Annotated in this window: 15 protein-coding genes; 8 read left to right on the forward strand and 7 right to left on the reverse strand. The window is 63.4% G+C overall.

The genetic code is table 11. The features are described from left to right. The first annotated feature begins 339 nt into the window (after positions 1-339). The 3 genes from H292_RS0117460 (at position 340) to H292_RS0117470 (ending at position 4420) form a co-directional block, all read left to right on the forward strand. Complete coding sequence (locus tag H292_RS0117460; RefSeq protein WP_020112223.1) at positions 340-3543, forward strand: type I restriction endonuclease subunit R; 3204 nt, start codon at positions 340-342, stop codon at positions 3541-3543. After that, positions 3540-3749, forward strand: coding sequence for a hypothetical protein (locus tag H292_RS0117465; RefSeq protein WP_020112224.1), 210 nt, complete (start codon positions 3540-3542; stop codon positions 3747-3749). The genes H292_RS0117460 and H292_RS0117465 overlap by 4 nt, the downstream gene beginning before the upstream one ends. A 413-nt stretch (positions 3750-4162) precedes the next feature. Then, positions 4163-4420 carry a hypothetical protein gene (locus H292_RS0117470; protein WP_020112225.1) on the forward strand — a complete coding sequence of 86 codons (258 nt, stop codon included), beginning with the start codon at positions 4163-4165 and terminating at the stop codon, positions 4418-4420. A gap of 40 nt (positions 4421-4460) precedes the next feature. Here the strand turns inward: H292_RS0117470 and H292_RS0117475 are convergent, their stop codons facing one another. The 3 genes from H292_RS0117475 to H292_RS0117485 form a co-directional block, all read right to left on the reverse strand. After that, positions 4461-6296, reverse strand: a complete 1836-nt coding sequence (locus H292_RS0117475) for a DUF262 domain-containing protein (protein ID WP_020112226.1) — start codon at positions 6294-6296, stop codon at positions 4461-4463. A gap of 65 nt (positions 6297-6361) precedes the next feature. Beyond that, complete coding sequence (locus H292_RS0117480; protein WP_020112227.1) at positions 6362-6790, reverse strand: hypothetical protein; 429 nt, start codon at positions 6788-6790, stop codon at positions 6362-6364. Continuing rightward, positions 6787-7770, reverse strand: coding sequence for a hypothetical protein (locus H292_RS0117485; RefSeq protein ID WP_027498892.1), 984 nt, complete (start codon positions 7768-7770; stop codon positions 6787-6789). Before H292_RS0117485 ends, H292_RS0117480 begins: the two co-directional genes overlap by 4 nt. Positions 7771-8152: 382 nt before the next feature. On the opposite strand from H292_RS0117485, the gene H292_RS0117495 reads away from it, so the two are divergent. Beyond that, positions 8153-8836, forward strand: a complete 684-nt coding sequence (locus H292_RS0117495) for a thioesterase domain-containing protein (RefSeq protein WP_019665093.1) — start codon at positions 8153-8155, stop codon at positions 8834-8836. 15 nt (positions 8837-8851) lie between these two features. Here the strand turns inward: H292_RS0117495 and H292_RS0117500 are convergent, their stop codons facing one another. Beyond that, on the reverse strand, positions 8852-10666 hold the full coding sequence (locus tag H292_RS0117500) for an AfsR/SARP family transcriptional regulator (protein WP_020112230.1): 1815 nt from the start codon (positions 10664-10666) through the stop codon (positions 8852-8854). Between the two features lie 57 nt (positions 10667-10723). Here H292_RS0117500 and H292_RS0117505 point away from each other — a divergent pair, with 57 nt between their 5' ends. Next, complete coding sequence (locus tag H292_RS0117505; RefSeq protein WP_027498893.1) at positions 10724-11515, forward strand: SDR family NAD(P)-dependent oxidoreductase; 792 nt, start codon at positions 10724-10726, stop codon at positions 11513-11515. Here the strand turns inward: H292_RS0117505 and H292_RS0117510 are convergent. Both H292_RS0117510 and leuS read right to left on the reverse strand, forming a co-directional pair. Next, positions 11512-12774, reverse strand: coding sequence for a lipase family protein (locus H292_RS0117510; protein ID WP_026347792.1), 1263 nt, complete (start codon positions 12772-12774; stop codon positions 11512-11514). The two genes, H292_RS0117505 and H292_RS0117510, sit on opposite strands and share 4 nt — an antisense overlap. Before the next feature lie 86 nt (positions 12775-12860). Further along, complete coding sequence (gene leuS, locus H292_RS0117515; RefSeq protein ID WP_442978570.1) at positions 12861-15671, reverse strand: leucine--tRNA ligase; 2811 nt, start codon at positions 15669-15671, stop codon at positions 12861-12863. A gap of 103 nt (positions 15672-15774) precedes the next feature. Here leuS and H292_RS0117520 point away from each other — a divergent pair, with 103 nt between their 5' ends. The 3 genes from H292_RS0117520 to H292_RS0117530 all read left to right on the forward strand — a co-directional run bounded on the left by H292_RS0117520 (position 15775) and on the right by H292_RS0117530 (position 18413). Continuing rightward, positions 15775-16176 carry an SdpI family protein gene (locus tag H292_RS0117520; protein WP_020112234.1) on the forward strand — a complete coding sequence of 134 codons (402 nt, stop codon included), beginning with the start codon at positions 15775-15777 and terminating at the stop codon, positions 16174-16176. A gap of 22 nt (positions 16177-16198) precedes the next feature. Further along, positions 16199-17170 (forward strand): DUF1648 domain-containing protein, encoded by a 972-nt coding sequence (locus tag H292_RS0117525; RefSeq protein ID WP_373454683.1) that lies wholly within the window; start codon positions 16199-16201, stop codon positions 17168-17170. 157 nt (positions 17171-17327) lie between these two features. Next, positions 17328-18413: a GGDEF domain-containing protein gene (locus H292_RS0117530; protein ID WP_020112236.1), complete on the forward strand. Its 1086-nt coding sequence runs from the start codon at positions 17328-17330 to the stop codon at positions 18411-18413. An 80-nt stretch (positions 18414-18493) separates the two neighbouring features. Here H292_RS0117530 and H292_RS0117535 read toward each other — a convergent pair whose 3' ends face one another. Continuing rightward, complete coding sequence (locus H292_RS0117535) at positions 18494-19723, reverse strand: esterase/lipase family protein (RefSeq protein WP_020112237.1); 1230 nt, start codon at positions 19721-19723, stop codon at positions 18494-18496. Positions 19724-19770 lie beyond the last annotated feature (47 nt).

Genomic DNA, 19770 nt, shown 5'->3' on the forward strand with positions numbered 1-19770 from the left:
GCGGTGAACACCGACACGCCGGCGTAAACGCTAGCGCCGACGACAGCCACCGCGACCGCTCCGACTGCGGCGGCAACGATGACGGTTCGGCGTGGGGTGGAGGCGGATGATGGCGGCGAATCTGGCTGTGGTGGTGGACTACTCGGCTCGGTCGTTGATGTCTCCTAGCGACTCGGTGGTCGAGACAACTATGCAGTTCCGATTGCCTAGTTACTTATGTTTCACTTGATAAGGGGACTTATCGGAGCCGTCAACTTACCCCGGGACCATTTGGCAATATTCTTCAACTACCGAACGGGTTCCGGCACCGACCGACCGTTACCGTTTAAGTTGGACATTATGGGAGCAGCGATGAACTCGTACGGACCGTCCGAGGACGACTGGGAGCACATGGCCCTCGACAACCTGGGCGAGCTCGGGTGGCGTCCCGTTCCCGGCGTCGACATCGCCCCTGGCACCGGAGAGCGCGCGGGGTGGGACGAACTGCTCATCCGGCCCCGCTTACGGGCCGCGATTGCCAAGTTCAACCCACAATTACCACCGTCAGCCGTCGACGATGCGGTAGCAATAGTGGCGACCGCCGGTTCGACCGATGCCATCTCCGAGAACCAGGTCGTCCACGGCTATCTCACCGAAGGCCTGCGCAAAGTAACCTACGTCGACGACAGTGGCGTTTCGGTCACGCCGACGATCCGATTGTCCTCCATAGATCCCGACGAAAACGATTGGCTTGCAGTCAATCAGGTAACGCTCGCGCGCGGCGATTACAAGCGCCGGTTCGACATCGTGCTATACCTCAACGGCATGCCGGTAAGCGTCATCGAACTGAAGAACGCCGGAAACGCGAACACGACGCTCAACCAAGCACACGCTCAGCTGCGCACCTACGTGCGTGAGTTTCCGCTCGCGTTCAGGTTTGCGATCTTCAGTCTGGTCTCCGACGGCATCACCGCGAAGTACGGGACTCCGTTCACTGCGTTCAACCATTTCTCGCCCTGGAACGTCGACGATGACGGCGCACCCGTCTCACGTGACGACACGGACAACACCCCGCTCGGTATCGCGTTGTTCGGCCTGTACAACCAGGAACGATTCCTGCAGTTGATGCGTGACTTCACCGCCTTCGACAAGGGTGACACCGGCCTGGTCAAGCGTATTGCCAAGCCGCATCAGTACTTTGCCGTCAACAAGGCAGTGGGCTCGACCGTCCTCGCCGTCGAAAGCAACGGCAAAGCCGGCGTCGTATGGCACACGCAAGGGTCGGGCAAGTCGATGGAGATGGAGCTGTACACCAACCAGGTTCTTCGACACCCCAAGCTCGCCAACCCCACCATTGTCGTCATCACCGACCGCAACGAACTCGACGGTCAGCTGTACGAGACCTTCGCCGTGTCACAGCTGCTTCCAGGCGCACCCAAGCAGATTCGCAAGCGCGAAGAACTGCGGGCCGAACTGTCCGGACGTAACACCGGCGGAATCTACTTCACCACCCTGCAGAAATTCGGAAAGACCAAGGGGGAGCGGGACTCCGGCGAAAGTCATCCCCTTCTTTCATCGCGCCGAAATATCATCGTCATCGTCGACGAAGCCCATCGCAGCCACTACGACAACCTCGACGGCTATGCACGGCACCTGCGCGACGCACTCCCGCATGCAACGCTGATCGCGTTCACCGGAACACCGATATCGTTCGACGACAGGAACACTCAGGCCGTTTTCGGTGACTACATCGACATCTACGACCTGACGCGGGCAGTGGAAGACGGTGCAACCGTTCCGGTCTACTTCGAGAGCCGTCTGGTCAAAGTCTCTTTCGCCGACGGCGTCAGTGAATCGGACCTCGACGCGTCGGCCGACGAGGCCACCCTGGGCCTCGACGACACCGAGCGTAAACGCATCGAGGACAGCGTCGCAGTCATCAACGCCGTCTACGGCAACCCGGACAGGTTGAAGAAACTCGCGCTAGATCTCGTCGAGCATTGGGAAAACCGTCGCACAGCCATGACGAAGTTCCTAGCCACCGACGAACATCCCGATACACCCGGTAAGGCGATGATCGTCGGCGCCACCCGCGAGATCTGCGCGAACATCTACCTACAGATCGTCGCTCTTCGTCCCGATTGGCACTCCGATGACCTGGCCAAAGGCAAGATCAAGGTCGTCTACTCCGGTGACGCGACCGACGAGGAACCGATCAGCCTGCATGTGCGGCGCGACTCCGCGAATGCAACTATCAAGAAGCGGATCAAGAACCCTGACGACGAGCTGGAACTCGTCATCGTCAAGGACATGATGCTCACCGGATTCGACTCGCCGCCGCTGCACACCATGTATCTGGATCGACCGCTCAAGGGCGCACTGCTGATGCAAGCGCTCGCCCGAGTGAACCGCACCTTCCGCGGTAAGTCCGACGGCTTGCTCGTCGCCTATGCGCCCGTCGCGGACAATTTGGCCAACGCGTTGGCCGAATACACAGCGCAAGACCAGCAGTCGAAGCCGATCGGGCGTGACATCTCCGCAGCCGTGGACGCGGCGAAAGACTTGGTGTCGATCATCGAGGGGTTGCTACACGGATTCAACTGGCGAGCCGAATTGCAGGCCGCTCGGAGCGGTAAAGCATACTTCGACGCCGCGAACGCGACGGTGAACTACATCCGCGACCCCCGGTTACCGGAGAACCAGGTCATCGAGGGTGAGGAGACACTCGCAGCCCGCTACCGCAAATTCTCGTCGCAGTTGTCCCGCGTGTGGGCGATCTGCGGCAGTACCGAGGAACTCCGAGAGGTTGCACCCGTTGCTCGCTTCTTCGAGGAAGCGCGCGTCTACATGGCCAAATTCGACGCCGAGGAACGGCAAAGCCGCGGCGAAGCCGTCCCAGAAGACGTACAGCGCGCCCTTCGGCAGCTCATCGCCGCGTCGGTCGAATCCGGCGAAGTGCTCGACATCTACGCCGCCGCAGGCATGCCGAAGCCGTCGCTCAGCGACATCAACGTCGACTTCATCAAGAAAGCTCAGGAGGCTCGCAACCCAAACCTGGCCATCGAGGCGCTCCGCAAGCTCATCAACGACGAGTCCAAAGCGGCGACGAAGCACAATGTGGTCCGCCAGCGTGCGTTCTCCGATCGACTGTCGGAATTGATGCTCAAGTACACCAACAGCCAGCTCACTTCCGCCGAGGTCATCGCTGCATTGGTCGAGATGGCTAAAGAGGTGTCCGCGGAGGCGGATCGCGGGGCACAGTTCACACCGCCGCTGACAAGCGACGAACTGTCCTTCTACGACGCCGTCTCGCAGAACCAGTCCGCCGTCGACATTCAGGGCGAAGGCAAACTCGCCGACATCGCGCGCGACCTCGTCGGCGTCATGAAGCGAGACGCCAAGACCGATTGGACCATCCGTGCAGACGTGAAGGCCAAGCTTCGATCCCAGATCAAGCGGCTCCTCACTCGACACGGCTACCCGCCGGACAAGCAGCCCGACGCCATCAAACTCGTCATCGAGCAAATGGAGTTGATCGCACCAGTCTTCGTGGCGGAATCGTGAACCGGAAGAAAGCAGCCCTCATCGGCTTCCGCGTACTCGCGCAATGGCTGTTGGTAGCCGCAGCAGTGGTAGCACTCGTCGACGACCGCCATGACGCAGCGTCGATATATCTCGTCCTGTTCGGCATAGTCAGCGTCGTCCACGCCTTAATACCAATCGACCAGAGGCGTGGCGACAAACACGGTGAACGGGCTGCCCGATGGTGAGAGGCGCTGCGAACCGAGGAGTCGCTCTGACCACAGGTGGAATGGGCGAGAAGCGGATGTATCTGACTCCAGGGTCGAAGAAAAAAGAGGTGGCACAACCGCTTCCCAAACCCTCCAAGAAGAAAAAGGCAGCTCGGAAAGCACGCCCCATGAGCACATGCGATCTGTGCGGATCCGCATACCGAACTCGCCCGACCGCGGCTGGTAAGCGATGCTTCGATTGCTGGCAGGAGGAAGCGCGGTTGCTCCACTTGTGGTCAGCCATTCCGACACAACACGATTGTGTTGATCACCCCAGCCGCTCCACTTGCTCCAACGACCACCACCACGCATTCCACAGAGCTGCCGTTGATTTCGCAGTCCGTATCCGAAAGGGGAGCGTGGACGCCGGCCCAATAGTTCGTTCGATCCGAGTGCTATCGGACGCCCGAGCAAAAGAAGAAACCGCGCGAAAACGGCAGCAGCAGGAACGCCGACGCGCCGCAGCCGAGGCCCGTGAAGCAGAGAAGGCCAAAGCACTACGCGATGAGCAGAACAAAGCTCAGGCAGCCGAGATCGCGCGAAAAGAAGCCCGGGCCCGTCGGCTGATGGACTCAGTCCGTCGCGAGACGCCGATCGAGGATCTGAGTGAGGCCATGGCGAAGCTTCAGGGGCGGTGGAACGGACGTTGAGGGTCGTCCTCGGGCGACCGCGGCGGGACGACGGACCCACCTATGCGGAGAAGTGAGCACCCTCCGGCCAAACTACGCCCACGACCTCCGCAAGCACTCTCGCGCGTGCTGTGATGGCAGCCTCGTCCCAATTCTCGACCGTCGCGACGTCGGCATTGATTTGGAGCTTCGATTGTGTCGACAACGCCGGCCTCTTCACCTCCCACGCGCTGTCACTTTGCGACGCATTGAACGAACCGGTGATCAAGGTCAAGTTGCCGAGCCTGTGAATATGCTGCGCCCGCTCCTGCTCCGCGCGCATACGCTCGGCTTCGTCCACAGCAGTAACTGCCCAATTGACGCGCCAGTTCACTGGCATTATGTGCTCGATCTGAAGGTCGTCGTATGCGAAGTCGCCCTGCTCGGTCTTCGGGTTCTTCGACCGAAGGTGTCGGTCGACCTCGGCTAAGAGATACCGGAGCCTTCCGCGCGACAGCACACCGTCGTAAAAGCGTCGAGTAGTGAAGCTTTCGACGATGTCGTCATCGCTCGGCCACCACAGAGACTTACTCGAGCCGTTCAGTGCGGATGCGACGGCTATCGGAATGGAAAGGCCTTCTGCCGCAGCTTTCTGAGCGGCATGAAGTACGTCGACGAAAGTCCTGCCGTACCCACGAGTCGTAGCGTTCACAAGCGCGCGACGCATGAGCCAAGACTCGACCGCTGCCACTGTCAGCGCGTGCTCGTCCGCGGACAGCGTGTCACTGGAAAGCGTGCGTAACCACAGGAGCAGGGGGTTCGCGGTGACAACGTCGAGTTCGCGAATTCTTTTGTAACTCTGGCGTATCTGCGGCTCTGGGACCGGAGTTCGGCCGTAGACCGCTGCGTAGGCAACCGCGTAGGAATGAATTTCGGCCAGCACCTCCTCGGTCTTACGTTGCCCTACCGAGAGGTAGTTTCTGACCTCGGCGTACAGGTGACCGACGTTGACATCATGGCCGGCTACCGCGGTCAACCACGAAGAGAGAAGAACGTCTCGGCGTCCGCGAGCGGCGTGTCCTCGACCAACGACTACCTTCCACCAGTCCTCGTCGAAATCGGCCCAGTATCGGTCGTACAACGCGTCGATGATCGAATCGTCCACGAAGTCACCACGCAGAAAGAGCAGGTTCTTCACCAAGTCGGACGCCGACAAGGGCGTCTGACGCCCGTTGAGGACCTCGAAGATCACCTGCGCGTCGTCGTTGTCCTCCAGGTCTATCACCACCAACTTGAACAGGCCGATCAGAGCATTGACAACAACTTCCGACCGATCCGAACCATCTTCACCAACGACTATTTCACGCGTTTGGTCACCGAAGAAACGCCGCGCCTGCTCGTACAGATGGTCGCCGTCCGGCGGCGTCACGTCGTCCATGATCCGCTTCCAAATATCGCGGTCCTTCCGGCGTGGCCACAGCTTGTAGACCTCGTGCGGCTCCTTCTTGAGTTCTACCGGGTTCCACAGCAATCTATTGATCGTGCCCGACAACTCGGATTCGCGTTCGACCAGAACGTCCAGTACACCACGCAACAGCAACATCAAAGTGGTCAGCCGCTGTTGCCCGTCGATCACCGTGCGTTTGTCGACGCCACCCGTGGACGACGGCAGTTGCTCGCACACGACCGCGCCCAAGAAGTGCGGCGCCACATTCTTTTCCAGTACGGCAGCAGGAAGGTTCACCTGGACCGCTTTTGCGCGCGCATCTTCCAGTCGGTCCACCGCTGCAACCAGGTCTTCGAAGAGCAAGGCCCACTGGCCCTGCTCGGTCCATTCGTAGTCCCTTTGAAAAGTTGGGATGACGTATTGCGTGGGCGTCGTGACAACCTGAACGAGTTCGCGGGTTTCGGCCTTCAAGATATTCCTTCGAGGTGCTGACACACAGCGAAACAGATAAGCTCCGCTATCTAACTACACACAGGCTACAACTCCCATACATGATTGGGATCGTCCAGGACAGTGCGGATCTGATTCAAATCACCAGCGTTGGCAAGTGGCGAAGTCTTGGCTGTCTCGACGATGGTGTTCAGAACCAGACTAACGGCTTCGCCGTTCCCTTGGTCGAGTGCTGAGTCCAGTCTCTCGAACAAGGCGGAGAAGTTCTCCCGACGCTCAGCGAACGATCTTTCGAAGTAGTTGGCCAACAACGACTCTGCCGTACGGATCTTGGCAAGCTCGGTCGCCGCGTACGCCTTGACCTTCTCCTGCTTCGTGTTTTCCGTAGCGTGAATGCTTATACACGCCTGCGCGGCATCGACGAGCTGCGTGAGGGCGTTGAAGCCGTCCAACGCGTTCAAAGGGCCCTTTTTCGGCCCCAGTACGTCGCCCTCATAGACTTTACGAGTCGTCATGCGTTTCCCTCTGCCATCTTTCGATACTTCATGGTCAATGTCGATCCCTCGGCGGAAAGATTGCCTTCCTCGTCGAGTACCGGGGCAAGCGCGACTTCCTTGACAGCCTTGACCAACAACAGAGCCGACTGGAACCGCTCCGCGTGCTGAGCCGCCACGAACGGCTCGGACTCGAGAATCTCGAGCGCGTCGAGGGCTTGGGCGACAAGGCCCGACAGAACCGAATGCAGCTCGACGACTCGTAGGTCCACGGACTCGAGAAGGGTCTTCGTCGCATCCAACTGCGCGATAGCGATGTCGACCTCGGCCTGCTTCTCCATCGCCTTCGTAATCGCTTTCTTGCCTTGACCTTTGGCGACGAATCCGCCCATGAGCAGTGCGGGCCCGATCGCGACGACATTGAGCACCGTTGCGCCCAACGCCACGCCTCCGCCGCCGGCAGACAGTGCACCGCCACCGAGCCACGCCAGCGTGGCGCTCTGCGCTGCCGCACCCGACAGTCCCGAGATGGCCGCACCCGTACTCGCGGCACCCAGCGACACCACGGCCGACGTGGTTGCGACGTTCACTCCACCGCCAACTACCGCCGACGCTGCGACACCCGTTACCCAGGACCACGCATTCCGGTCGATTCCGTCGGGTCCCACGACACGCTCGTCGGAGACCTCGAGGCCGTCGGCCAGCAGTTTCTCCGAGTCGCGCACCTGCTTCGAATTGCGCTGCAGGAACGCAGCAAATCGGACCACGACTGCACTGAGCGCTTGCTCTTGCTCGGCACCCCATGCGGCGAGACGCGCATTCACCTCGTCGACATGCTGCTCCGCGAGTGTTCGTCGGACCTCGTACGTACGTTGCGACTTGTTTATCCGGTCGGTCGCCTTCTTGATGTCGAGCGCACCCTTGCCGCCCAGCACCAGACCACTTCCACCCGTCAACGCACCAACGGCAATGATTGCCACAGGTATCAGCGGTAAGACCATAGCTCCTCCTCGTCTCGACGGACAGTGTGCCAGGCAAGGCCGACAAACTGGGCACTGTGGTCGGCTTTGTCGAGTTCGCACTTATGCAGGTCCTCCTCGGTGTGTCGTCAGCACAAGTGCGAACTCGAGACGGATGGGTCGTCGAGTGCGAGGTTGTGTACTGAATCTGTGCCGATTTCGTGCGCAACCTCGCGTTCGGCTTCGAGTAGGGCCTTTGGACGAATCCCGAATCCCACCAGTGTCATTCGAGGGCTCGACCGAATCGTAATATAACGAGTCTGTGACGCGGGTAACAGTGTTGGTTGAATGCGCGACATACTCCTCAGGCGGCACAAGAGACCCACTGAAGACATTCCGACAGACTCGACCCTGGAGGCACCGCATGACCGTAGTGAACGATTACTCGAAGTTGGCCTTCACCGATTACGCCGACACTGCGGTCACCAACTACGCAACGCCTGCGGTTCTGCCCATTCGCACCACCGGCACCCAGGCTCCAGTATTCTGCATCCACCCGATCGAGGGCCTGACCAGCTGCTACGCCGAGCTCGTGGAGCATGTCGGCGAAGATCGGCCCGTGTACGGGGTTCAGGCGATCAGCACCAAGGCCGAGTCTCTGGCATCGCTCGCCGCGCTCTACGCCGACGAGATCGTGGCGGTCCAGGCGTCGGGCACCGTGCATCTTCTCGGTGTCTCCTTCGGCGGCGTTCTCGCCCACGCGATAGCCGTCGAGCTCCAGCGCCGGGGCGTGAGCGTCGGGCAGCTCGTTCTGGTGTCGGCCGAACCACGTCCGCAGGCCGCCGACACGGGCCGCGAACTCCTGGCACGAATGGGCGACGTCATCGACCGCAGCCGCGCCGAGGAACTCCTGGCCATCGCCGCACACAACGGCACACTGGCGGCTCGGCATTTCCCCGGCGTGTTCGTCGGGCAAGCAGTGGTAGTTGCCGACGAGTTCGGCGGCGGCGCCTGGCACCCGTTCATCAGCGGAACGGTCACCAAGTACCTGATTCCCGACGCACGCGATCTCTCCCTCGTCGGCGAATTGGCCGACCGCTTCTTCTGACCGCGAACCGCGGAGTCACTCCAACGCCGTGATCAACGGGCCGATCGGGCCGAGATCGAGTGCTCCGGACCCCGCCGCGCGCTCGCCGGCTGCAGGGAGCAGGGCCGTGTGTGCGCGTCGAGCAGCGCCGTGATGCCCGACGCGGAGGGCAGCTGTACCGACCAGGTACCAACAGATTTCGGCCATCAAATCGTGCGGCGGATCGGGGACCGTCTCGAGCATGCCCGACGCCTCCGCGTCGGTCGCGAGGAGCGGTTGGGCCCACGGCGCATAGGGGCCGAAGTCTCCCCTGGGTAGTGCAGTGTCGTTCCGCAGAGCCGTGGTCAGCGCGGACATGGCGGTCAATCCGGTTCGGAATCCAGGCATTTCGTCACCGTCCGGTGGAGGTGGTCCGCCGGTGAAGGTGTAGCGGAACCACGCGGTGAACACCGACGCGAGGGGGCGATCGAATCTGGCGGCGATTCCGTCCACGAGGTCTGCCTCCGCCGAGGCTTCGTCGATGTCGTCGAGCGCGCACAACGCTTGCATGCGGATCAGTCGACCGGCGATGTCGAAGGTGGGCAACTCGGATGCCACGGCGATGTCGATGATGTCGGCACCGATGCGTTCACGATCGCGGGCCAGGCCGGTCCTCCGACACGTCTGCAGATAGCGTGCGCTCAGCGCGAGGCAGAGTAGCGCCGGATCGGCGAGGGTCCGCGCCAGCCGCTCGGCCTCTCGTGCCTCGTCCATCCGGCTGTCCACGCCACGAGATTCCATCGCGATCGTCGCCAGCAGACGGGCCCGTACCCGGGTCGACGCCGTCGGCGGGAGGATCGCCAGAGTCCGGTCGGCGGCCTCGACGATGGCCGCTGATTTCGCCGGATCGTCGGACCGCGTCCAGACTCCCGGAACGTCGTAACCCACGATGACGCGTGCCGTCAGCTCCGGATCACCGAACTGCTCGGCAGCGCGGATCGTCGCCACGCGCTGCTCGGTGGCCGCGTCGACCGATCCGGACTGGGCAAGAAGCGGGAGAAGTGCTGTAGCACTTTCGATCTGCGATCGCGCACCGCCGCGAGCCTGCGCCGCCGCAGTCTGCATCAGGACAGAGCTGCCGTGAGAGAGCAGCCCAGAATCCCGCGTGAGAATACGCTGTTCCAGACTTGCCAGGCGATCACTCGGATCGAGGCCCAGCCCACGAACGAACGTCTCGCGAGCACGCCGCAGAACCTCGAGCGCGTCACCCTGCCGACCCGCCCCGTACAACGCGACAGCCAACAGACGCCACCCCTCCTCACGCCACGGGTGCTCGTCGACGTGGCGGTCGAGTGACGCAATGATGCTGTCCCCCTTGCCCTCGGCGATCCGCGCCTCCGCACGTCGCTCCACGGCACCGGCCCTGAGCTCTGCCATTCGCGCGCGTTCTCCCGTTGCCCACGCACGATCCGCGAACTCCTCGAACGCATGTCCGCTCCAGTGCTCGAGTGCATGCTCGGGCTCGTCGTCCCGAACCAACTGCTCCGCGCGCCACAGATCCACCGCGTCGGCGGCCAGAACGAGTGCGTATCCGGCACCCCTGGTCACCAACGTCGTCGGGGGAGTGCGCGCCGGCCTGCCAGGCTCCAGGATCTTCCGAAGCTCACCCACGAAGGTCTGCACGATGCCGAGTGCACCCGCAGGTGCGTCCTCCCACAGATCGTCGACGAGACTCGACGTGCGCACCGTCCTACCGCGAGCGATCACCAGCAGGCAGAGCATCTCGCGTAGACGCGGCTTCGAGATGCGCACCGGCATACCGTCGATCTCCACCTCCACCGGGCCGAGAACGCGGATCCGAAGCTCGCTCACGCTGCGATTCTAGTTCGCGCTGATCGGCCGCTGATCGACGTGCACGACGATCGACGCATGGACATGAACCTCACTGGAAAATCGGCATTCGTCAGCGGTTCCACCGAAGGAATCGGATACGCCGTCGCGCGGGCGCTGCTCGCCGAAGGCGTCGACGTGACGATCAACGGCCGCGACACCGCGCGGCTCGATCGTGCCGTCGAATCACTGCAACACCACGCCCCCGACGCCACCGTCCGCGGAATCGTCGCCGACTTCGCCGTGGCCACCGACGTCGAACTCCTTCTCGACCGGCTCGGGGACGTCGACATCCTCGTGAACAACGTCGGTCTGTTCGAACTCACACCCTTCACCGACATCTCCGACGACGACTGGCAGAGATACTTCGACGTCAACGTCATGAGCGGAGTGCGTCTGGCCCGACGCCTCATGGCCGGCATGCTGGGGCGTGGATGGGGACGAATCCTGTTCGTCAGCAGTGAATCCGGAGTCGACGTGCCGCCCGACATGATCCACTACGGCACGACCAAGACCGCGATGCTGTCCCTCGGAAACGGATTGGCCAAGCTCACGAAAGGCACTGCTGTGACCGTCAATTCGGTCCTCGGTGGACCCACCTACTCCGACGGAGTCGCACGGACCGTCGACGCTCTCGCCGCGGCGCGGTCCATCCCCGTCGACGACCTGAAATCTGCCATCGCGATCTCCAACACGACGTCCCTGCTGCAACGTTTCATCGAACCGGCCGAAATCGCGAACATGGTGACGTTCCTGGCCAGCCCGGTCGCCTCGGCCACCAACGGCGCAGCGGTCAGAGTCGACGGGGGAGTCCTACCCACGCTGCTCTAGGGCACCGGTGTCGGCGCCAGGCTGTTGCCCGGGGGAATCGTGGCGCAATTGCTGTGCGTCGGCGCCCCCGAGAAACGCTCGGTCATGAACAGCAGCCCCTGGGCCTCGAACGGCGGAAAAGCCTCGCCGTGAGTCAACCCGTCGTACTGCGAGTACTGGACGTCGACGCCCTGGCTGCAGTACTGGTGTGCAAGCGCCTGAACGTCGGCAGTGATCATGATGGTGTCACCGATCGGATCCGCGTGGCCAACGGCCAAGAACATCGGAACACGCGGTGTACCTGCGGTGCCCATGATGTTGTCGTTGATCGCCTCGACTACCTCCGGCACATCCAGAAGTGACGTGTACGGCGCCTTCACCATGTCTGCATCGGTGAGGGTGGGGTAGTCGTCGGCGAACTGCGCGATGCACTCCTGATCCACCTGGTCCATCACCTGCAGCCCGTAGTCCGAGACGAATTCGCTCGTGTTCAGTCCGTACGCACGCTGGTACGCGACGATGAGTGCCGGAATCACACCCGCCCATTGCGCGCTTCCGCTGACGTAAGGAAGATTGTGCGCGAGGTCGACCGGGAGACCACCCGCCGCGACGCCGACAAGGTTGAGCTCCGGCGCGTAACTCGGTGCAACCTCGGCACCCCACTGCGTCGGAACCGAGCCGCCCGAGTATCCGATCATCCCGACGGGAGTCGACGTCGGCACCTGCAGGAACTGCTCGGCCGCGCGAATACCGTCCAGCGCCGCGTATCCGGACTGTCGTCCGATCGTCCACTCCAGTTCTTCGCCTTCGTAATCCGGCGCGACGACGGTGTATCCCGCAGCGAGGTAACCCGCGATCACTGCCTGCTCCGCCTCGGCAATAGGACTCGTCGCACCACCGCTGAGGGTGTAGGACGGGTCGCATTGCGATCCGAGAGCGTCGTACGCCATGTGGTACGAGACGATCTTGGTCGGGCCGGGAATCAGCGGTCGGAGAACGGCCGCCGCGGTGACCGCGCCGCGACCCTGTTGATCGGTGGTGCGGAACAGCACCTGATTCCCGGTGATCGGCGTGGTCAGGGTCGGCGTTGCGAACACCATCGGCCGACTCCGCAGCACCGTGCCCGGCGCAACGTCGAGAGACCCGTCGTAGCTGTAGAACGGATCGTTCGCCGGAATGGGCGACCCGGGCCCCGGATCCGCCTGGGCAACGAACGCACTCGACCCGACGACCACGGCAGCGACCACGCCGACCAAGAAGCCTTTACCAACTCGTGACATGAGACAGATTAAAGCGCACCCATGCCCCCTGTGGCACCGCTGATCGCAAGTCTCATCCTCAAAGGATGGGTCCACTCGGTAGGGGATTACTTCAGAACGATATTGACCATGCGTCCCGGAATGACGATGACCTTCGTCGGCGCTTTTCCGTCCAGCAGGGCTGCGATCTTCTCGTCCTCCAACGCGATTTTCTCGACGTCGGCCGGAGCTGAATCGGCAGGTACGGAGACACGGCTGCGGACCTTGCCGTTGACCTGAATCGGGTAGTCGACGGTATCCGCGACGAGCCACTTCTTCTCCACCCGCGGGAACGGCCCGTGGGCGAGAGATCGATCGTGGCCGAGCAGCTTCCACAGCTCCTCGGACAGATGCGGAGCCATGGGCGCGAGCATCAGGACCAGCGGCTCCACGACACCGCGTGGTGCACCGTCCGGATACGCCTTCGTGAGGTGGTTGGTGAGCTCGATGAGCTTGGCACCGGCCGTATTGTCGCGCAGCGCAGTGTAATCCGCCTCCACACCGTCGATCACCCGGTTCAGGACGCGCAACGTGTCCTCGGTGGGCTTGTCGTCGGTGACGCGCACAGCGCCGGTCTCCTCGTCGAGCACCAGCCGCCACACACGCTGCAGGAAACGCTGCGCGCCGACGACGTCCTTGGTCGCCCACGGACGCGAGGTGTCCAGCGGACCCATCGACATCTCGTACACACGCAGGGTGTCGGCACCGTACTCGGTGAAGATGTCGTCGGGCGAGACCGAGTTCTTCAGGCTCTTGCCCATCTTCCCGTACTCGCGGTTGACGGGTTCGCCCTGGTAGAAGTACCCGCCGTCGCGTTCCTCGACCTCCTCGGCCGGAACGTAGACGCCACGCGCATCGGTGAACGCATAGGCCTGGATGTAGCCCTGGTTGTAGAGGCGACGGTACGGCTCGCTCGAGCTGACATGCCCCAGATCGAACAGCACCTTGTGCCAGAACCGCGAGTACAGCAGGTGCAGCACCGCATGCTCGACGCCGCCGACGTACAGATCGACACCGCCCGGATCGTTCGGGCCGTGGATCTCCGGACGCGGCCCCGTCCAGTACTTCTCGTTCTCCGGGTCCGCGAACGTCTCCGAGTTGGTCGGATCGATGTACCGCAGCTGGTACCACGAGCTACCCGCCCACTGCGGCATCACATTGGTGTCGCGGCGGTACGTCTGCAGCCCGTCACCGAGATCCAGCTCCACCTCCACCCAATCCGACGCCTTCGCCAGGGGCGGGGACGGCTCGGAGCTTGCGTCGTCCGGGTCGAAGGAGACCGGTGCGTAGTCTTCGACCTCGGGAAGCTGAACGGGGAGCACACTGTCCGGGAGTGCGTGGGCATTGCCGTCGGCGTCGTAGACGATGGGGAACGGTTCGCCCCAGTACCGCTGACGGGCGAACAGCCAGTCCCGCAGCTTGTACTGGATCTTGCCGGTGCCCGTGCCGTCGGCTTCCAGCTTCTTCACGATGGCGGCCTTGGCGTCGTCGACCGAAAGCCCGTCCAGGAAGCCGGAGTTCACCAACGGGCCGTCGCCGGTGTATGCGGCTTCGGTGACATCTCCGCCCGAGATGACCTCGCGGATGGGCAGCCCGAACTTCGTGGCGAATTCCCAGTCGCGTTGGTCGTGGGACGGCACCGCCATGATCGCGCCCGTGCCGTAGCCGGTGAGGACGTAGTCCGCGATGAACACCGGGACCTGTTCACCGTTGACGGGATTGACGGCGTAGGAGCCGGTGAAGACACCGGTCTTCTCCTTGTTCTCCTGACGCTCCAGGTCGGACTTCGCGGCGATCGAAGAGCGGTACGCTGCAACGGCTTCCGCGGGAGTCGCGGCGCCGCCGGTCCAGATCTCCGACACACCGTCGGGCCACGAAGCAGCCACCAGACCGTCGACCAAGTCGTGTTCGGGCGCGAGCACCACGTAACTGGCACCGAACAGCGTGTCCGGCCGCGTCGTGAACACCGTGATGTCACCGAACGACACCTCGGCGCCGCGCGATCGACCGATCCAGTTGCGCTGCATCGTCTTGACCTTGTCCGGCCAATCGAGGTACTCGAGGTCGTCGATCAAGCGGTCCGAGTACGCAGTGATACGCATCATCCACTGCTTCAGGTTCTTTCGGAACACCGGGAAGTTGCCACGGTCGCTGCGGCCGTCGGCCGTGACCTCCTCGTTCGCCAGCACCGTACCCAAGCCGGGGCACCAGTTGACCAGCGAATTGGACTCGTACACGAGGCGGAACGAATCCAGCACCTCAGCCTTCTCCGCCGCCGACAGAGCCGACCACTCCCGGCCGTCCTCGAGCGCACGCGAGCCGTCGGCGAACGACGATTCCAGCTCCGAGATGGGGCGCGCCTTCTGCTGCTCCTCGTCGTACCAGGAGTTGAAGATCTGCAGGAAGATCCACTGCGTCCAGTGATAGAAGTCGACATCCGTCGTCGCCAGGGATCGACGCCGGTCATGACCGAGGCCGAGGCGTCCCAGCTGGCGACGCATGTTCGCGATGTTCGCCTCCGTCGTCGTCCGCGGATGCGTACCCGTCTGGACGGCGTACTGCTCCGCAGGCAGACCGAAGGCGTCGTATCCGAGCGCGTGCAGAACGTTGCGTCCGTGCATGCGGTGGAAGCGCGCGAACACGTCCGTCGCGATGTACCCGAGCGGGTGACCGACGTGGAGGCCGCTTCCCGACGGGTACGGGAACATGTCCTGAACGAAGAGCTTGTCCTTCGGGACGTCACCGGCAAGCGCACCGACCGGGTTGGGAGCGTCGAACGTGCCCTGCTCTTCCCACAGGTCTTGCCATTGCTTCTCGATGCGCGCGGCCACATCCGCGGTGTAGCGGTGCTGGGGCGTTGCGTCCACTGGAACAGTCACCCACGCAGTTTAGTCGTAGCCACCTGCTGCCCTTGTGAGCGGGAATCCGCCCAGCTCAGATGCGCGTACTACAGGCGCGCGCAGAAGACGTATCCTTACCAGCGTGATCGTCGTGTCCATACTCATGTTCGTCCTCGCGCTCGTCGTCGGCTCCGTTGCCACGGCCTCGCTGACAGGCAAGCTCCCCCGCAACCGGTGGGCGGGAGTCCGAACGGCGGAGTCCATGCGCGACGACGAGAGCTTCGTCATGGCCAACAAAGTCGCAGGCCCCACCACGGCAGCGTCAGCGCTACTGCTACTCATCGGCGGTGCAGCGGCACTGATGCTCGGCGGCGCATTCTCGGTCATCGCCGTCGTCGCATGCCTGGTCGCCGCGTTCGTCACCGCCGGTGTCGGCGGATCCATCGGTGCGCGTGCGGCCGCCGCCACACCTGCCCCGGAGACGGGTGGGTGCGGTCACTCCTGCATCTCGTGCAGCCTCAAGGACGCGTGCGCCCCGAGCTGAGCTCAGGAGCGGAGCCTGCGGAGTGACCAGACCGACAGCAGTGAAGCAGCGGACGTTCGACCCGGCTGGAGTGATCTTCGGCGTCGTCGTGCCGATCGCTGCGGCCGCACTCGGACTCGTGGCCGTGCAGGTCTGGCGCACCCGGCTTCCGGATCAGATCGCCACCCACTGGTCGGGCACCGAACCGGACGGATTCATGAGTCCGTCGACGAGCGCTTGGACTCTCGCGATCGTCATCGTGCTCGTCGGCGGTGGATGCAGCGCCGTTGCAGCGCTGTCCCACGCCCTGCTCATCCTGCGCCGGACGATGCTGATGATCGGCCTCACCGTCGTCGGCCTCATCACCGTCCTGCAACTGGCGATACTCGCCAGGCAACTCGATGTCACGACCGTCACCAACGTCGAGATCCCCGGCTGGGCGATCGGAGTAGGAACGCTCGTCGGATTCGCCGTCGGACTCCTCGGCGCAACCCAGCTGCGTGACTACCGAGACCGTGTCGACGCCACCTCACCGCCGCCGGCAACGTTGCCGCGCGCGAGGGCCGAACTCCCCATCGTCGAACCCATCGGCGCGAGCCGCACATCCATCGCGATCGTGTTCACCATCCTGGCCGCGGCAGCCGCACTGACCTGCTGGCTGTCCGAGTCCTGGTGGCCGGTCGCCGTCTTCGCACCGATCGCGGCGTTCACCTCGTCGCTCATGCGATACGAGCTGATCGTCGACAAACTCGGCATCCACGTCCGCAGCCTCGGCATGCCCGCCTTCGAATACTCCATCGGCGAAGTCACCGGGGCCTCGGTTCGCGAGGTGGACCCGTTCTCGGACTTCGGCGGATGGGGCCTCCGCGTCAAAGGCCGCGGCAACTACGCGGTGGCCACCCGTAAAGGTCCCGCCGTGTTCCTCACCTTCGCGAACGGACAGAAACTGACCGTCACGGTCGACGGCGCGGACGCAATCGCGGGTACCGTCAACTCGCTGGCGTCCGAGCGTTGAATTGCGCTGAAACAAACCGATCGCCGCTTTTTACATCTAGGCTGTGATCGTAAAGGGGTAAGGGCTGGAGGCCGGCACGAACGACACACGATCATCAGCGGGCGATGGGCCCGGATCGGTCCGCACCGGCAACCACAGGAAGCCGTCGACCGACACTGTGTGGACCACGCTGCAGGAGTGGTATCAGCAGCCGTTCGATTACGAGTGGATCATTCACCACCGCTCCACGCGGGGCCTGCACCGATCGCTTCAGAACATGTTCGGCGCGGCCACACTGCTGTACGCGGCCGCGTCGATCCTCATGCTGTTCAGCTCACGCGGACCACAGGGACTCTTCGCCCAAGCCTGGGTCGGCCTCGTTCTGCTTCTTCAGGTCGCCGTCGCACTGCGCTGGTTCTTCGGCCCGCTGCCCACACGCCGAGACTTCATCGCCTTCGCCATCTTCGGTGACGTCGGCCTGACGTCCGTGCTCGTGCTGTACGAGCCGTTCGGTGCACTCATCGGATCCGGCTTGTTCGTCGTCACCGGCGCATTGTGCACCTACTTCCTCAGCCAACGCTGGCTGCTCGCCCACCTCGCCTGGTGCGTCGTGTTCGTCTCCATCACGGCCGTCAGAGCAATGTTCACGGGGTCCGAGGACGTACCGACAGCCCTGGCCGGCGGACTCGTCGCCATCGCCATCAACTCCGCGATACCCCTGCTCGCCCACATCGCGTGGACCGCGATCGGCCGAGATGCCCGACGCTCGCTGCTCGACCCACTGACCGAACTGCTCAACCGTCGCGGCGTCGACGACGCGGCCCTGACCCTGATGTCGCGCAGCCACGCACGAGGTCACTGCCTGGTGGTCGTAGTCGTGGACATCGACCGATTCAAAGCCGTCAACGACTACTTCGGCCACGATGCAGGCGACGACGTCATCGTCACCGTCGCCCACCGTCTACGAGAACTCTTCGAGGACGACGGCGTCGTCGCCCGCACCGGGGGCGAGGAATTCCTCGTCGTGTTCACCGGCACGATCGAACATGCCCACGACATGGTGCACCGAATCGGCCACAGCCTTTACCGCGGCGACGATCGGATCCCCATCACGGTGAGCGTCGGAGCCGCCGTGGTGTCGAGCCCGTCGGACCTGTGGAACGACAATGCCGCCACCATCACCAAGGCCACCCGGGCCGCCGACTCGATGATGTATCGAGCCAAGTACGACGGCGGCAACCGCACCGCCTCGATTCAACTCTGACACCCCGAACCCGGACGACCCCAGCAGAGAGCCCGGACTTCACCGTGGAAGCCCGGGCTCGGTTCTGATTGCCGGCCGGCCTAGCCTCCCGTGACCGGAGCGTTCCACACGCACGGGACGTCACCGACCGGGAAGCCGTCCGGGTCGAGTGCGTTCTTGATGTACCCGATGGTCCGCGGGGACACCGACATCGACAGATGATCGGACAAGTCGACGCCGCAGCCGTCCTGCAACAGAACGTTGTTCACCGTTGCATCGGGTCCGGCTTCGAGGAACGTCGTCCGGAACGGAGTCACCACCTCGTCGAACCGAGTGGCGATGGCCGTGTAGTCGACACCGCGCTCGGTGTCACCGCCCGCCGTCAATGCCTTGATGAGGTCGGAGTCGACGACCTGGTCCGACGCCGCGGGCCCGGCGACAGCACCCACGAGCCCGAGCACGTTCAAGCCGAGATTGTTGATGGTCCGCCCCAGGGTTCCGATTCCGACGAGGGTCGTCCCGTGATTGGACCCACCGAGGCTGACGATTCTGCCGACCTTGTTCTTGCACGGATCCGACGGATCGGCGCCGCCCTCGAACCGCATGTACTGACGCGACGCCAGGCTGCCCTGGGAATGCCCGACGATGTCGACCTGCGCCGCCCCGGTCCGTTCGAGGACCGCATCGATGTAGAAGGCGATTTCCTTGGCGCTCTCGGTGATCGGGCCCGTGCCTCGCAGCGCCTTGACGTGGCCGAGTGCACTCGAATCCTTGTCACCGGTGTTCGGCGCGAAGACGCAGTATCCCTCCGCCTTCAGTGCCGGGGAGATTCGAGCGAAGTTGTTGTATGCGTTCTCCCACGTACCGTGCAGCAGCACAACAGGATTGGGGTGTTCTTCGGTCGGCTTGCAGCTCCAATCGTTGGCGCCCGGCGGCGCGACATCCGGCTTGACGATGCTGTAGAGGAACCCGGCGAGGAAGTTCTTCTGCTCGGGCCCGTACCCGATGGTCTCGGTCTCCGGATCGTCGGTCACCCGCGCCGGCGCGGCGTCGGCGACATCGGGTTTCTCGATGCCCTGCTCTTCCGCCTTCGGCCGCTCCGCCTCCGACCCCTCGGGAGGAATCACCTCCGTGCCGTCGTCGCTGATCGTCGCGGGCAGCGCCGACGCGGAGGGCCCGGTGGGCTCGCTCGGCTCGGCGGGTTGCGCGGACGCAACCGACATCCCGGCGAACACGACCGCCGCGGACAACGCCGCGAGGGTCGCCGTCCGTCGTGCTCTGCCTCGTACTCGTGAATGGTCGATCGACGTCGACCGAAGCTGTTGAACCATGCGCGTCCCTCTTCTTCTTCGGCATCGCTGACGAGAAGGTCGTGACT

This window comes from Rhodococcus sp. 114MFTsu3.1 (assembly GCF_000383555.1).
Lineage (GTDB): Bacteria > Actinomycetota > Actinomycetes > Mycobacteriales > Mycobacteriaceae > Rhodococcoides > Rhodococcoides fascians_E.

Coding starts and splice junctions, on each gene's coding strand:
- H292_RS0117460 (WP_020112223.1), top strand. CDS start 340: ATGGGAGCAGCGATGAACTCGTACGGACCGTCCGAGGACGACTGGGAG.
- H292_RS0117480 (WP_020112227.1), bottom strand. CDS start 6,790: ATGACGACTCGTAAAGTCTATGAGGGCGACGTACTGGGGCCGAAAAAG.
- H292_RS0117485 (WP_027498892.1), bottom strand. CDS start 7,770: ATGGTCTTACCGCTGATACCTGTGGCAATCATTGCCGTTGGTGCGTTG.
- H292_RS0117495 (WP_019665093.1), top strand. CDS start 8,153: ATGACCGTAGTGAACGATTACTCGAAGTTGGCCTTCACCGATTACGCC.
- H292_RS0117505 (WP_027498893.1), top strand. CDS start 10,724: ATGGACATGAACCTCACTGGAAAATCGGCATTCGTCAGCGGTTCCACC.
- H292_RS0117510 (WP_026347792.1), bottom strand. CDS start 12,774: ATGTCACGAGTTGGTAAAGGCTTCTTGGTCGGCGTGGTCGCTGCCGTG.
- H292_RS0117535 (WP_020112237.1), bottom strand. CDS start 19,723: ATGGTTCAACAGCTTCGGTCGACGTCGATCGACCATTCACGAGTACGA.